Below are 13,548 nucleotides of genomic sequence, written 5' to 3' on the forward strand. Positions count from 1 at the left end.
CCGCCGGGTGCGCCCTCACATCCGCTCCGGGGCGGAGACGCCGAGCACGCCGAGGCCGTTGCGCAGCACCACGGCGGTGGCCGCGCACAGCCAGAGGCGGGCGGTGGTCAGCGGGCCGGCCTCCTCGTCGCCGCGGGGCAGCACCCGGCAGACGTCGTAGAAGCGGTGGTAGGTGCCGGCCAGCTCCTCCAGGTAGCGGGCCACCCGGTGCGGGGCGCGCAGCTCCGCGGCCGAGGTCAGCACCCGCGGGAACTCGCCGATCGCCCGGAGCAGGTCGTTCTCCCGGTCGTGGGTCAGCTGCGCGACGTCGACGTCGCCGGCCTCGCCCAGGACGAGGCCGAGGTCGGCCGCGTTGCGCAGCACCGAGGAGATCCGGGCGTGCGCGTACTGCACGTAGAAGACCGGGTTGTCGTTGGTCTGCCGGCTCCACAGGTCCAGGTCGAGGTCGATCTGCTGGTCGACCGAGGCCCGGGCCAGGGCGTAGCGGGCGGCGTCGGCGCCGACGGCGTCCACGAGGTCCTCGAGCAGCACGACGGTGCCGGCGCGCTTGCTCATCCGCACCGGCTGGCCGTCGCGGACGAGGTTGACCAGCTGGCCGAGCAGGATCTCCAGGTTGGCGTCGGGGTCGTCGCCGACCGCGGCCACCAGCGCCCGGTACCGCCCGACGTACCCGGCGTGGTCGGCGCCGAGCATGATCACGACCTTGTCGAAGCCGCGGGTGCGCTTGTCCAGGTAGTAGGCGCAGTCGGCGGCGAAGTAGGTCGGCTCGCCGTCGCTCTTGACCAGCGGCCGGTCCTTGTCGTCACCGAAGTCGGTGGTGCGCAGCCAGACCGCGCCGTCGGCCTCGTAGACGTGGCCGTTCTCCCGCAGCCGCGCGATCGCCTTCTCCAGCGCGCCGGTCTCGTGCAGCGTGCGCTCGCTGAAGTAGACGTCGAACACGACGCCGAAGGCGGCCAGCGTCCGCTTGATCTCGGCGAACATCAGCTCGACGCCGCGCTCGCGGAAGCGCTCCTGCTGCTGGGCCTCGGGCAGCTCCAGCACGCCGGGCTCGTCGGCGACGACCTGGGCGGCGATCTCCCCGACGTAGTCGCCGGCGTAGCCGTCCTCGGGTACCGGCCGGCCGTGCGCGGTGGCCATCAGGCTCTTCGCGAACCGGTCGATCTGCGCGCCGGCGTCGTTGAAGTAGTACTCCCGCGTCACCTCGGCGCCGCTGGCCTCCAGCAGCCGGCCGAGCGCGTCGCCGACGGCGGCCCAGCGGGTGCCGCCGATGTGCACCGGCCCGGTCGGGTTGGCCGAGACGAACTCCAGGTCCAGCCGCTGACCGGCCAGCGTGGTGGTGTGCCCGTAGGCCTCCCCCGCGGTGACCGCCTCGACGGCGATGCGGCCCAGCGCGCCCTGCGCGAGGCGGATGTTGAGGAACCCGGGCCCGGCGACGTCCACCGCGGCGATGCCCGGCCGGGTGCGCAGCTCCTCGGCCACCGTCTCGGCGACCTCACGCGGCGGCCGCCCGGCGGGCTTGGCCAGGCGCAGCGCGACGTTGGTGGCGTAGTCGCCGTGCTCGGGGTTCCGGGGGCGCTCGACGACGACGTCGTCGGGGACGGCGACGGCGAGCGTGCCGCGCTCGACGACCGCCCCCACCGCGGTCCGGACGAGGTCGCGCAACTGCTCGGGTGTCACCGCGTCATCGTAGGCAGCACGCACCACCCGGTTCCCGCGGCTGCCAGGGAGCGCACAGGGGACCGACCTAGACTCGCGGGCGAGCAGGCGTGCCGGGCGCGCGGGCCGGGAGGCCCCATCGTGGCCTCCGCTGCGCGGGAGCACCACCCGGGCCCGGCGCCGACGCCCCAGCCGGCACGACAGCCGACACCACAGCAGCACGACAGCGAGACGAGGAGAGCCCGTGGCCAAGGACCGCAAGCCCGATGCCGGCCGCGCCGGAGGCGGGGCGAGCCGGTCGGGGTCCGGCGCCCGACCGGCGGCCGGTCGCGGTGGGGGCCGCGGGCGCACCCGGCCGCCGACGCAGGTGGTCACCCACAGCCGGCCGTGGGGCCTGATCGCCGCGGCCGTCGCCGTCGTCGTCTTCGCCGCCGCGGCCATCACCTACGCGGTGGTGAAGGTGCGCGAGGCCGACGCCCGGCAGATCGACGCGATCGACGAGATCGCCGGCATCGAGAGCTTCGACTACGCCGCGGGCCAGGAGCACGTGACCACCCCGGTGGAGTACGAGCAGTCGCCGCCGGTCGGTGGCCCGCACGACGGCGAGTGGGCCGACTGCACCGGCACCGTCTACGACGTCGACGTCCGGCACGAGAACGCCGTCCACTCGATGGAGCACGGCGCGGTGTGGATCGCCTACGACCCCGAGCGCGTCTCCGGCGACGACGTGGCGAAGCTCGCCGAACTGGTCGACGGCGTCTCCGGCCGGCTGCTCTCGCCCTACGCCGGTCTGGACTCCCCGGTCAGCCTGCAGTCGTGGAACCACCAGCTGAAGGTGGACTCGGCCGACGACCCGCGCATCGAGCAGTTCGCCGACTTCCTCACCTTCAACGGCGACGTCGAGGGCCACTACCCCGAGATCGGCGCCAGCTGCGAGAACCCGACGTTCGTGGCCGACCCGCTCACCGTCGACGACGGCAGCCGCGGCGCGGGCGCGACGACCACCGACGCGCCCACGACGCCGACCTCCTGAGGAGCTCGCGATGACCGCCACCGCCGTCCGTCCCGGCCAGGACGCGCCCGCCCCGGCGCCCCGCCCGCGGGGGCGGGGCCTGCGCGCCGCGCTGCTGGCGGTGATCGCGGTCGCGCTGGTCGCCCTGGGCGGCGGCCTGGCGGTGGGCCTGGGCATCGGGCAGGACCCGGCGCCGACCAGCGACTCGGTCGACGCCGGGTTCGCCCGCGACATGGCGCTGCACCACCGGCAGGGCGTGGAGATGGCGAACCTGGCGCTCGAGCGCAGCACCGACCCCGAGGTGCGGCAGCTGGCCTTCGACATCTCCAGCACGCAGACCAACCAGGCCGGCCGGATGGAGGGCTGGCTGTCGCTGTGGGGGCTGCCGCGCTCGGGCGGGGAGCACATGGCCTGGATGGGCGAGGGGCACGCGGGGCACGACGCATCGGCGATGTCGGGCACCGACGGCGCGCTGATGCCGGGCATGGCCACCGAGGCGGAGCTGGCCGAGCTGCGGTCGCTGTCGGGGACGGCGTTCGACGTCCAGTTCCTGCGGCTGATGACCCGCCACCACCAGGGCGGCTTCGACATGGCCGTCTACGCCGCGGAGCACGCGAGCGAGCCGGCGGTGCGCACGCTGGGCCGCTCGATCGCCGACACGCAGAGCGCCGAGGTGACCACGATGGTCGGCATGCTGACCGCGCGGGGCGGGACGCCGCTGCCGGCGCCCTGAGTCCCGCCGTCGGGTGGGCCGGGGCGGGCTGGTAACTTCTCCCCTGCCCGGGCCCCCGTAGCTCAGGGGATAGAGCACCGCCCTCCGGAGGCGGGTGCGCAGGTTCGAATCCTGCCGGGGGCACGTAGGACGAGTGCTGGTCAGCGCGGCAGTGAGCCGTGCGGACCAGCACTCTCTGCATTCACCGGGCTCCGCCCGGGCGACAACAGCGGCGTGCGATCGCCTGCCGCTCGACCGCCTCGACCAGCCAGTGGTCGGTTGCCCCACCGCCGGGGCGCTTCCTGGCATCTCAGGCGCGAGTGGCAGGCCGACCGAGGTCGGGGCCGTTCAGGTGGCCTCCGACTCGCGCACCGACACGAGCTGGGCGGGCGCTCCTCCGGCGAGTGCGCGGCCGCGGAGACGAACCGCTCAGCGAGGGCGACTACGGGATCTGAGCACCACCCTCGAGGACGAGCGCATCCCAGCGCCGGGCAGGACGGCCGGGGATGAGCTCAGCGGCGAGCGACTCGACCTGCGTGTCAGGCACCGGCAAGCCCGTCAGGTCCACGGGGTTCGACGGGACACCGGCGAACCGCTGGACACGAAGCCGCGCTTCCTCGACGAGGACCAGCGCACCCAGGGCCCTACCGCGCACCTCGCTGGCGGCTGACACCGGTGTGGCATCCCCAGCGGTCGCGGATGTCTGCACCTCGCGGAAGCGCCGGGTTGCGCCTGCCAGGACCCACCAGTCCTCGATCGCGAGGTTCGATGCCAGCGTCCGCATCTCGTCACTGGTGAGTTCGTGCACGGGATTCCTGTCCCTGCCCCAGAGGACCCCGGTCCGGCACAGGTCCAGCAGGAGGAGCTCCGCAACCCACAGGTAGTCCGCCTGGATGAGCGCGACGCCGACGGTCTTCCTCCGGTTCCGACCCATCTCGCGGCGTTCGCGGAAGAGTTCGATGACCACTTGAGAGGCGAGCGTGAGGCTGCCGCCCACGATGACCCCGACAAGCGTGTTGAGCACGGATCTCCCTGGGTGACGCTGCTACGGGGCGACACTCGGCCCGCGGACTGTCGCTCACGCTATGCGCGCCGTGACCCTGTTCCCGTGTTCGACGCGGGCGGCACTCACCACCTGGGCCACTCCCGAGCGCCGCGACGACTCGACTCCGCGGGCGGCAGGCGCACCTCGTCACCTGCCGCGACGTGGTCACTCGCTCAGTGAGGCAGTCCGGTCCGTCGGCTCGGTCCGCAGGACGACCGCACGGTCCTGCTCACCGCCGTCAGGGGCCGGCGACCGGAGCACCGCTCAGCGGTCCGGCGGCAGACGACGGTCGTCGGGGCGACACCTGAGGACGCGTCGGCGGGGACCCGTGCCACTCACGTCGGCCTGGCAGCGAGCCCTGAGAGCGCTGGGGTTCGTCGACTCCTCGACCGGGTCGGGACCTAGGGCGCCGGCCTGGGGGCGAAGCGCGGGTCGAGGGGGTCCAGGCCCTCGTCGGCGCCGTCCCTCACCCAGAACTGGTGCATCATCATGTGGTCCTCGTGCCCGGTGTTGTGGCAGTGGATCGTGTACCGGCCGGTGTGCGGCCCGAACCGGACGGCGATGCGCACCAGCTCGCGCTCCCCCAGGTAGACCGCGTCCTTGGGCCCGTCCTCGTACGGGGCGGGCGGACGGCCGTCGCGGTCGAGCACCCGGAAGTCGACGAGGTGCAGGTGCACCGGGTGGAACCAGCGCCGGGAGGGGTTCTCCAGCTCCCAGATCTCGACCGTGCCGCGCTGCGGCTCGGCGATGGCCTGCCGGAACCCCGACGCCTCGACGTCGGTCCAGGTCAGCCCGTTGATGGCCATCTCCCCGCGCCGGTTCTCGAAGCGCAGCCGCCGGGTGACCACCGCCTCGGCCGGGTCGATGGCCAGCACCCCCGCCGGGTCGACGTCGGGCCACTCGTCGACGCGCAGGACGGCGTCGGGGCCGCCCGGGTCGGTGCCCACCCGGAAGGCCATCACCTCGCCGGTGTGCTCGTAGTCGGCCGCGTTGGGCACCCCGAGGTTGCGCAGCTCCACCCGCTGCCCGGCGAGGGGCGCGAAGTCGACGAGCACGTCGTAGCGCTCGGACATGCCCAGCCGCAGCTGGTCGACCGTCACCGGCCGGCGGGCCAGCCCCCCGTCGGTGGCCACCACTGTCATGGGCAGCCCGCCGGTCAGCCGCAGCAGGTAGCCGCGGGCGACCGAGGCGTTGAGCAGCCGGAACCGGTAGGTGCGCGGCCGCACCGGCACCTCCGGCCACGGCACCCCGTTGACCAGGACGACGTCGCCGAGGACCCCGTCGACGCTGTGCGGGTCCATGAGCAGCTGGCCGTCGGCGCGGAAGGCGAGGTCGGTGATCGTCACGGGCACGTCGAACTCGTCGTCCACCGGGAGGCCGTACGTCGGCGCACCCGCCTCGGGCAGCACGTGGTACTGCCCGGCCAGCCCGGTGTAGACGTTCGGCGCGGTGTGGTGGGCGGCGTGGTCGTGGTACCAGAGGGTCCGCGCGTCCTCCTCGTTGTCGTACTCGTGGTCCTTGAGGAAGCCCGGGTGGCTCAGGTCGTTGGCGTACCCGTCGAACGGGGGCAGTGAGGGCGACCCGTGCAGGTGCGCGGAGGTGTGGAACTCGTAGCCGAACAGCGGGTGGGTCGCGGGCAGGCGGTTCACCTGGCGCACGGTGACCCGCTGGTGGCGTCGCACCTTGATCGTCGGTCCGGGGTAGGAGCCGCCGTAGACCCACATGGCCGTCCCGGGCCCCGACGGCGGCAGCAGCCGCACCGACGCCTCCGCCTGGACCACCTCGACGAGCGGGCGGCTGCCGGGCGCGTCGGGCACCCGCAGCACCGGCGGCTGCACGAACCGGTCGTAGGGGACGTACGGCCGCGGCAGGGCGTCCGGTGCCAGCTCCGAGACCCCGGCGGCGCGGGCGGTGCCGACGGCGGCGGAGGGCAGGGCGAGGGCCGCCGCCCCCACTGCGGTGGCCTTGAGGACGCTCCGGCGCGTGAGGGCACGGTCTCGCATGGGTGGTCCTGACTGTGTCGTGGGTCACACTGAGGGCAACGATGCTCCCTCGACCGCCGACCCGCTCGGCGATCCCCCGGGCGGGCCGCGGTGTGGGCGACACCACCGACCGCTTCGGTCGGTGAACCGACCGGATCGGTCGGGAGGACCTACCGTGGACGCGTGGCGCGACCCTTCCGGCAGCAGGTCGACGAGGGCATCCTCGACCGCGCTGCCGCCCTCTTCGCCCGCGGGGGCTTCGCCAAGACCTCGGTGCAGGACGTCGCCGGCGCCGTCGGCCTGTCCAAGGCCGGCCTGCTGCACCACTACCCGAGCAAGGACGCGCTCCACGAGGCCGTCCTGGCGCAGGCCGACACGCTGGGGAAGCAGGTGCTCGACCAGGTCGCCCGTGTCCCGGCGGGCGCGGCGCGCGACGTCCGTGCCGTCGAGGTCCTCGTCGACGTCGCCCTCGCCCACCCCGGCCTGGTCGCCCTGCTGCTCGCCCCGGCCACCCGCCCCGGCGACGAGGAGGACCGGGCGTCGGTCACCTCCGAGCTGGTGCTGCGCGCCTTCGACGTCGACCTCGCCACCACCGATCCCCAGCGGGTGGTGCGCGTCCTCGGGGCGCTGGCCGCCCTCGCCGTCCTGACCCTCGCGGCCCACCAGCAGGACCGGACCACCGCGTGGCGACCGCACGTCGTCGCCACCTGCACCGACGCGCTGGGCCACCGCGGCCCCGGCGCCGCCCGTCCCCACCCCCAGCAGGCGGAGGCCTGAATCGCATGGCTGTCTTGTTGTCCCGGCTCGGCGCCGCCTCGCACCGGCACCGCCTCCCGGTCGTCCTCGTCTGGCTCCTCGTCCTCGTGGGCGGCGGCGTCGGCGCGGCCACCCTGGCCGGCGAGACCTCGAACTCGTTCTCCATCCCCGGGCAGGAGTCGACGACCGCCCTCGAGCGCATCGGCGAGGAGTTCGGCGGCGTCGGCGGCGCGACCGCCCGCGTGGTGCTGCAGGCGCCCGACGGGCAGACGCTGACCACGCCGGAGAACGCCGCGGCGGTCACCGGCCTGGCCGCCGAGCTGGCGCAGCTGCCCGGCGTCACGTCGGCCACCAACCCGCTGGACCCGGCCGCGCCCGCGGTCAACCCCGAGCTGACCACCGGCTACAGCACGGTCAGCTATGACGCCGCCCCTGGCGAGGTGACCCCGGAGCAGCAGGACGCGCTGCTGGCCGCCGTCGACGACGCCCGCGGCACCGGGCTGACCGTGGAGGTCGGCGGCGAGGCGGTCCAGGAGCCGCCGCACGTCGGCGGCCCGGCCGAGGCGATCGGCGTGGTCGTCGCGCTGATGGTCCTCGCCGTCACCTACGGCGCGCTGGCCATGGCCGGGCTCAACCTGCTGACCGCGCTCGTCGGCGTCGGCATCGGCGTCCTCGGCATCACGATCGCCACCGGCTTCACCGAGCTGTCCTCGACCACGCCCACGCTGGCCGCGATGCTGGGCCTGGCCGTCGGCATCGACTACGCGCTGTTCATCGTCACCCGCTTCCGCCAGGAGCTGCGCCGGGGCGCCGACGTGGGCACCGCGGTCGCCGTCGCCACCGGCACCGCCGGGTCGGCCGTGGTGACCGCCGGTCTCACCGTGGTCATCGCGCTGGTCGGCCTGGCCGTCGTCGGGATCCCGTTCCTCACCCAGATGGGCGTGGCCGCCGCCGCGACGATCGTCGTCGCCGTCCTCCTCGCGCTCACGCTGGTGCCGGCCGTGCTCGGCTTCCTCGGCGTCCGGGCGCTGCCCCGCCGGCAGCGGCCGGGCGCGGCCCGGCACGGCGCGCACGAGGCCGCCCGGCCCGGGTTCCTCGCCGGCTGGGTGGCCACCGTGACCCGCCACCGGGCGGTCACCCTGCTGCTGGCGGTCGTGGCCCTCGGGACGGTCGCGGTCCCGTTCTTCTCGATGCAGACCACCCTGGTGCAGGCCCCGCCGGCCGGCAGCACCCAGGAGCGCGCCCAGGAGCTGCTCGCCGACGGCTTCGGCGAGGGCGTCAACGGCCCGATCACCGTGCTGTTCGAGGGCGAGGGCGCACCGCAGGCGGCGGCCGGCCTCAGCGGCCGGGTCGGCGAGCTGGACGACGTCGCGCTGGTCACCCCGCCGGTGCCCAGTGCCGACGGCACCGCCGCGCTGCTCACCGTCGTCCCGCAGTCCGGGCCCACCGACCCGGCCACCGAGCAGCTGGTCGCCGACCTGCGCGACCTGCTCGCCGGCACCGACGGGGTGCAGGCGTCGGTGACCGGCCAGACCGCGGTCAGCGTGGACGTCGCGCAGAGCCTGGACGAGGCGCTGCCGGTCTACCTCGCGCTCGTCGTCGGGCTGGCGCTGGTGCTGCTCGTGCTGGTCTTCCGCTCGCTGCTGGTGCCGCTGGTCGGCGTCCTGGGCTTCGTGCTCACCGTCGGCGCGGCGCTGGGCGCCACCGTCGCCGTCTTCCAGTGGGGCTGGCTGGCCGACGTGGTCAACCTCGACTCGACCGGCCCGCTGATCAGCCTCACGCCGATCCTGGTCATCGGCATCCTGTTCGGCCTGGCGATGGACTACCAGATCTTCCTGGTCTCGCGGATGCACGAGGCGCACGCCCACGGCGCCGCGCCGGTGGAGGCCATCCGCACCGGCTTCCGCCAGGCGGCCCCCGTGGTCGTCGCCGCCGCGCTGATCATGTTCAGCGTCTTCGCGGGGTTCGTCCCCTCCGGCGAGGCCACCATCAAGTCGATCGCCTTCGCGCTGGCGACGGGCATCCTCTTCGACGCCTTCGTCGTCCGGATGGTGCTGGTGCCGGCGGCGCTGGCCCTGCTCGGGGGCCGGGCGTGGTGGTTGCCGCGCTGGCTGCGCTGGCTGCCGGTGCTCGACGTCGAGGGCGCCGCGCTGGAGCGGACGCCGGCGCGCGAGGACAGCGGCGAGCTGGTCGGGGCCACCCGGCACTGACGCGCAGCGGCCCGGCCGGCGCCCCCGGGCGTCGGCCGGGCCGGTCCGCGACCGTCCGGAACGGCGGGTTACCGTCCGGCCCATGGAGCACACCGGGGTGCAGACGGTCCGCGTCGGGGACGTCGAGCTGGCCTACGAGGCCTTCGGCTCGGCGGAGGACCCGCCACTGCTGCTGGTCATGGGCCTGGCCACGCAGATGATCGGCTGGCCCGACGACTTCTGCCGGATGCTGGCCGAGCGCGGCCTGCACGTCGTCCGGTTCGACAACCGCGACATCGGCCTGTCCACCCACCTCGACGCCGCCGGCGCGCCCGACGTGCTCGCCGTCATGGGCGGCGACCACTCGCGGGTCCCCTACCGCCTGGCCGACATGGCCGACGACACCGCCGGGCTGCTCGACGCGCTGGGGATCGACAGCGCGCACGTCGTGGGCGCCTCGATGGGCGGCATGATCGCCCAGTCGCTGGCGATCCGGCACCCGCAGCGGGTCCGCAGCCTGACGTCGATCATGTCGACCACCGGCGACCCGGCGGTGGGGACGCCGGCCGAGGCGGCCATGGGGGTGCTGCTCGCCCCGCCGGCCACCGACCGCGACAGCGCCGTGCAGCGCGCCGTCGACGCCTACCGGGTGATCGGCTCCCCCGGCTTCGAGTTCGACGAGCACGCCCTGCGCGAGCGGGCCGGGCTGTCCTACGACCGGGCGTACAACCCGGCCGGTGTCGCCCGGCAGCTCGCCGCGATCCTGGCCAGCCCCGACCGCACCGCCGACCTCGCGCGGGTCGCCGTCCCGACGCTGGTCGTGCACGGCGAGCAGGACGCGCTGGTGAACGTGTCCGGTGGCCGGGCGACGGCGACCGCGGTCCCGGGCGCCGAGCTGCTCGTCGTCGACGGGATGGGCCACGACCTGCCGCGCGACGTGTGGCCGCAGCTCGTCGAGCGGATCGCCGCGCTGGCCGCCCGCGCGGACGGCCGCTGAGCCGGCTCCGGGGCCCCGCTCCGGCGGGGCCCCGGCCCGTCCGGTCAGCTGGTGAGCATGCCGCCCTCGACCGGGATCGTCGTCCCGGTGACGTAGCCGCCTGCCTCGCTGACGAGGAACACCAGCGCGGCGGCGAGCTCCATCGGGTCGCCGGCGCGGCCGACGAGCACCCGGGCCATCTGCTGGTCGAGGTAGCCCTCGGGGTACTGGTCGGTCATCTCCGAGGCGAAGAACCCCGGTGCCAGCGCGTTGACCCGGATGCCCTTGCGGCCGGTCCACTGCTGGGCAAGGTCGCGGGTCAGCCCGATCAGTCCCGCCTTGCTGGCCGCGTAGGCCGCCTGCGGCAGCCCGGCGGTGGTCAGCCCGAGGATGCTCGAGATGTTGACGATCGAGCTGCCCGGCTGCATGACCCGGCCACAGGCCTGCGCCATCCAATAGCAGCCGTTGAGGTTGACGTCGATGACCTGCCGGAACTCCTCCGGCTTCTCCCGGGTGGCCGGGACGGCGGTGCCGATCCCGGCGTTGTTCACCAGGACGTCGACCCGGCCGAACTCGGCCATCGTCGCGTCCACCAGCCCCTGGCAGTCCTCGACCCGCGCCACGTCGGTGCGCACGGTGATCGCCCGCCGGCCGGCGGCCTCGACCGCCGCCTTCGTCTCCGCCATCCGGTCCTCGCGGCGGGCGCCCAGCGCGACGTCCGCGCCGGCCTGGGCCAGGGCCCGGGCGAACACCACGCCCAGACCCGAGGACGCCCCCGTCACGATCGCCACCTTGCCGTCGAGCCGGAACATGTCCAGGACCGTCCTGTCCGCCACGCGCCCACTCCCTCGGTCGTCGCCGTCTTCCTGTCCGGACGGTATCCGGCACGCGTGTGGGGTGGATCACCGGCCGGGCGGGTAGGGGCTCGCTCGGGCAGCAGGTCCCCGAGGCTGGAGGTGGCGTGATGACGTCCGGGACGACCCCGTCGGGTCCGCCGCTGTGGCGGCAGGCGTTCGACGCCGCGGAGAAGCGGGTCACCCCGCACGCGGAGAGCCTGGTGCGCACGCCGGGCTTCGCCACCGGTGTCGCGCTGGTGCGGCGCGCGCAGAACCTGGCCAAGGACACCGCCCGCGGCGTCTCCGCCCGCGCGTGGCACCTGGTCAACCTGCCGGCGGGCACCGACGTGGCCCGCCTGCGCGCCCAGGTCGGCGCGCTGGACCGCGAGGTCCGGCGGCTGACCGTGCAGTTGGAGAACGAGCGCCGCCGTCCGCGGCCGGCCGACGCCCCCCGGGAGGAACCCGATGCCGACGGTGCCCAGTCCCCAGGCGGTCCTCGACCGCGTCCGGCGCGACGTGGAGCGCAACGCCCTCCGCGCTCGTAACGGCATCAAGCTCGTCGCCGGCGTCGACCGGCCGGGCGTCGGCCTGACCCCCAAGGACGTCGTCTGGGAGCGCGGCCGCACCCAGCTGTGGCACTACCGCAGCGACAAGGTGCGGTACTCGCCGCCGCTGCTGATCGTGTTCAGCCTGGTCAGCCGCAGCTACATCCTCGACCTGACGCCGGGCAACTCCTTCATCGAGCAGCTGCTCGACGCCGGGTTCGACGTCTACATGGTCGACTGGGGCGAGCCCGACGAGCGGGACGCGCAGAACCGGCTCGAGGACTACGTCGACGACTACATCCCGGCCGCCGTCGAGCGGGTCCGGGAGCTGTCGGGCGCCGACGAGGTCAACCTGTTCGGCTACTGCTTCGGCGGGGACCTCTCGCTGCTCTACGCCGCGCACCACCCCGACGCCCCGCTGCGCAGCCTCACGGTGCTGGCCACCCCGGTCGACTTCACCAAGATGGGACCGATGTCCGACGTCTTCCGCGGCGGGCTGGAGGTCGACGACGTCGTCGACGAGGACGGCAACGTGCCGCCGCGGGTGGTCGTGCAGGGCTTCAAGACGCTGACCCCCACCGCCGAGGTCACCCGCTACGTGACGCTGTGGGAACGGCTCTGGAGCGACGAGTACGTGTCGGCCTACCAGGCGATGACCGGCTGGTCGGACGACCACATCCCGTTCCCCGGCGCGGCCGCGCGCGAGACGGTGCAGATGCTGGTGCGCGACAACGGGATGGTCACCGACCGGCTGACCGTCGGCGGCGACCCGGTGCACCTGTCCGACATCCGGCTGCCGTTCCTCACCGTGCGCGCCGACCGCGACCACATCGTCCCGCCGGAGGCCACCGAGGCGCTGATCGACCTGGTCGGCTCCGAGGACAAGCACGAGCTGCGGCTCACGGCAGGGCACATGGGGCTCGTCGTCGGCCGGACGGCGGCCAAGACGACGGTGCCGGAGATCATCGGGTTCCTGAGGACGCGCAGCGACGAGGTCGGGGAGGACTGAACGTGGAGGTCGTGGAACTGCAGGCCGCGCACTGCGACGCGCTGCTGCGCTTCTTCGGTGAGCTGCCGGAGGGCGACCTGACCTTCATCGAGGAGGAGGTCACCGATCCCGACGTCGTCCGCGCGTGGGCGGCGGGCAAGGCGCCGGGGCGGCGCTGGGTCGCGGTGGACGACGGCGAGGTCGCGGGTTACGTCGCCGTCCGGCCGCTGCCGGGCTGGTCCTCCCACGTCGGCGAGGTGCGGCTGGTGGTCTCCCCCACCCGGCGCGGCTCGGGGCTCGGCCGGCAGCTGGCCCGCCAGGCGCTGGTGTCGGCGGTCGGCGACGGGCTGCGCAAGCTGGTCGTGGAGGTCGTCGCCGAGCAGGGCTCGGCGCTGGCGCTGTTCACCGCGCTCGGCTTCACCGGGGAGGCGCTGCTGCGCGACCACGTCCGCGACCGGGAGGGGCAGCTGCGCGACCTCATGGTGCTGGCCCACCACGTCGACGAGACCTGGTCGGGCATGGCCACCGTCGGCCTCTCCGACGCCCTGGGCCAGGACCTCGACTAGCCACCTCGGGCGCGTGCGCTGAGGGCTCGTTCCCGCGACGAGAACGAGGCGCGAGCGCACATCATCGCTCTCGCACCACCTCGTGCTCTGCCCCGTCCGGCGGGGCAGAGCACGAGGAGTCGCGGGACAGCGACGCCCTCTCGGCCCGACGCCCGCGGGCGCTGCCGGCGGGCCGGGTGCGGCACCGTCGGCGGACCCCGTCGGCCTCGGAGCCACGGGGCAGGGTGGTCGTCTCGGCACCGAGTCGTGCTCTGACCACACCTGTGGTCAGAGCACGACGACGCG

12 protein-coding genes and 1 tRNA gene are annotated in these 13,548 nt (G+C 74.4%); 9 read left to right on the forward strand and 4 right to left on the reverse strand.

Translation table 11 applies throughout. The annotated features are described in order from the left end of the window. Window positions 1–15: 15 nt before the first annotated feature. On the reverse strand, window positions 16–1,677 hold the full coding sequence (argS, locus tag BLQ97_RS01045) for an arginine--tRNA ligase (RefSeq protein WP_091362484.1): 1,662 nt from the start codon (window positions 1,675–1,677) through the stop codon (window positions 16–18). A 223-nt stretch (window positions 1,678–1,900) separates the two neighbouring features. Here argS and BLQ97_RS01050 point away from each other — a divergent pair, with 223 nt between their 5' ends. The 3 genes from BLQ97_RS01050 (at window position 1,901) to BLQ97_RS01060 (ending at window position 3,524) form a co-directional block, all read left to right on the forward strand. Beyond that, window positions 1,901–2,689, forward strand: a complete 789-nt coding sequence (locus tag BLQ97_RS01050) for a thioredoxin-like domain-containing protein (protein WP_091362485.1) — start codon at window positions 1,901–1,903, stop codon at window positions 2,687–2,689. A gap of 10 nt (window positions 2,690–2,699) precedes the next feature. Then, the gene (locus BLQ97_RS01055) at window positions 2,700–3,401 is read left to right on the forward strand and encodes a DUF305 domain-containing protein (RefSeq protein WP_091362486.1); all 702 of its coding nucleotides are present in this window, start codon (window positions 2,700–2,702) and stop codon (window positions 3,399–3,401) included. 51 nt (window positions 3,402–3,452) lie between these two features. After that, window positions 3,453–3,524 (forward strand) — tRNA-Arg (locus BLQ97_RS01060). Window positions 3,525–3,822: 298 nt separating this feature from the next. Here the strand turns inward: BLQ97_RS01060 and BLQ97_RS01065 are convergent. Both BLQ97_RS01065 and BLQ97_RS01070 read right to left on the reverse strand, forming a co-directional pair. After that, window positions 3,823–4,404 carry a hypothetical protein gene (locus tag BLQ97_RS01065; RefSeq protein WP_091362487.1) on the reverse strand — a complete coding sequence of 194 codons (582 nt, stop codon included), beginning with the start codon at window positions 4,402–4,404 and terminating at the stop codon, window positions 3,823–3,825. Between the two features lie 422 nt (window positions 4,405–4,826). Then, complete coding sequence (locus tag BLQ97_RS01070) at window positions 4,827–6,428, reverse strand: multicopper oxidase family protein (RefSeq protein ID WP_091362488.1); 1,602 nt, start codon at window positions 6,426–6,428, stop codon at window positions 4,827–4,829. 162 nt (window positions 6,429–6,590) lie between these two features. On the opposite strand from BLQ97_RS01070, the gene BLQ97_RS01075 reads away from it, so the two are divergent. From BLQ97_RS01075 to BLQ97_RS01085, 3 genes are all read left to right on the forward strand, one after another. Beyond that, a complete protein-coding gene (locus BLQ97_RS01075; RefSeq protein WP_091362489.1) occupies window positions 6,591–7,184 on the forward strand; it encodes a TetR/AcrR family transcriptional regulator in 594 nt (197 codons plus the stop codon). 5 nt (window positions 7,185–7,189) lie between these two features. After that, on the forward strand, window positions 7,190–9,373 hold the full coding sequence (locus BLQ97_RS01080) for an MMPL family transporter (RefSeq protein ID WP_091362490.1): 2,184 nt from the start codon (window positions 7,190–7,192) through the stop codon (window positions 9,371–9,373). Between the two features lie 82 nt (window positions 9,374–9,455). After that, entirely contained in the window at window positions 9,456–10,349 is an 894-nt protein-coding gene (locus BLQ97_RS01085) for an alpha/beta fold hydrolase (protein WP_091362491.1), read from the forward strand. Between the two features lie 44 nt (window positions 10,350–10,393). Here the strand turns inward: BLQ97_RS01085 and BLQ97_RS01090 are convergent, their stop codons facing one another. Further along, window positions 10,394–11,164: an SDR family NAD(P)-dependent oxidoreductase gene (locus BLQ97_RS01090; protein WP_217637003.1), complete on the reverse strand. Its 771-nt coding sequence runs from the start codon at window positions 11,162–11,164 to the stop codon at window positions 10,394–10,396. A 128-nt stretch (window positions 11,165–11,292) separates the two neighbouring features. On the opposite strand from BLQ97_RS01090, the gene BLQ97_RS01095 reads away from it, so the two are divergent. From BLQ97_RS01095 to BLQ97_RS01105, 3 genes are read left to right on the forward strand one after another with little or no spacing between them, the layout of a single operon-like run. Continuing rightward, window positions 11,293–11,709: a hypothetical protein gene (locus tag BLQ97_RS01095; protein WP_091362492.1), complete on the forward strand. Its 417-nt coding sequence runs from the start codon at window positions 11,293–11,295 to the stop codon at window positions 11,707–11,709. Beyond that, window positions 11,630–12,718, forward strand: a complete 1,089-nt coding sequence (locus BLQ97_RS01100; protein ID WP_091362493.1) for an alpha/beta fold hydrolase — start codon at window positions 11,630–11,632, stop codon at window positions 12,716–12,718. Before BLQ97_RS01095 ends, BLQ97_RS01100 begins: the two co-directional genes overlap by 80 nt. 2 nt (window positions 12,719–12,720) lie before the next feature. Next, window positions 12,721–13,263, forward strand: coding sequence for a GNAT family N-acetyltransferase (locus BLQ97_RS01105; protein WP_091362494.1), 543 nt, complete (start codon window positions 12,721–12,723; stop codon window positions 13,261–13,263). The last annotated feature ends 285 nt before the right edge of the window (window positions 13,264–13,548 follow it).

It is taken from the genome of Geodermatophilus telluris (genome assembly GCF_900102745.1).
GTDB lineage: Bacteria > Actinomycetota > Actinomycetes > Mycobacteriales > Geodermatophilaceae > Geodermatophilus > Geodermatophilus telluris.

Coding starts and splice junctions, on each gene's coding strand:
- BLQ97_RS01055 (WP_091362486.1), top strand. CDS start 2,700: ATGACCGCCACCGCCGTCCGTCCCGGCCAGGACGCGCCCGCCCCGGCG.
- BLQ97_RS01070 (WP_091362488.1), bottom strand. CDS start 6,428: ATGCGAGACCGTGCCCTCACGCGCCGGAGCGTCCTCAAGGCCACCGCA.
- BLQ97_RS01080 (WP_091362490.1), top strand. CDS start 7,190: ATGGCTGTCTTGTTGTCCCGGCTCGGCGCCGCCTCGCACCGGCACCGC.
- BLQ97_RS01085 (WP_091362491.1), top strand. CDS start 9,456: ATGGAGCACACCGGGGTGCAGACGGTCCGCGTCGGGGACGTCGAGCTG.
- BLQ97_RS01095 (WP_091362492.1), top strand. CDS start 11,293: ATGACGTCCGGGACGACCCCGTCGGGTCCGCCGCTGTGGCGGCAGGCG.
- BLQ97_RS01100 (WP_091362493.1), top strand. CDS start 11,630: ATGCCGACGGTGCCCAGTCCCCAGGCGGTCCTCGACCGCGTCCGGCGC.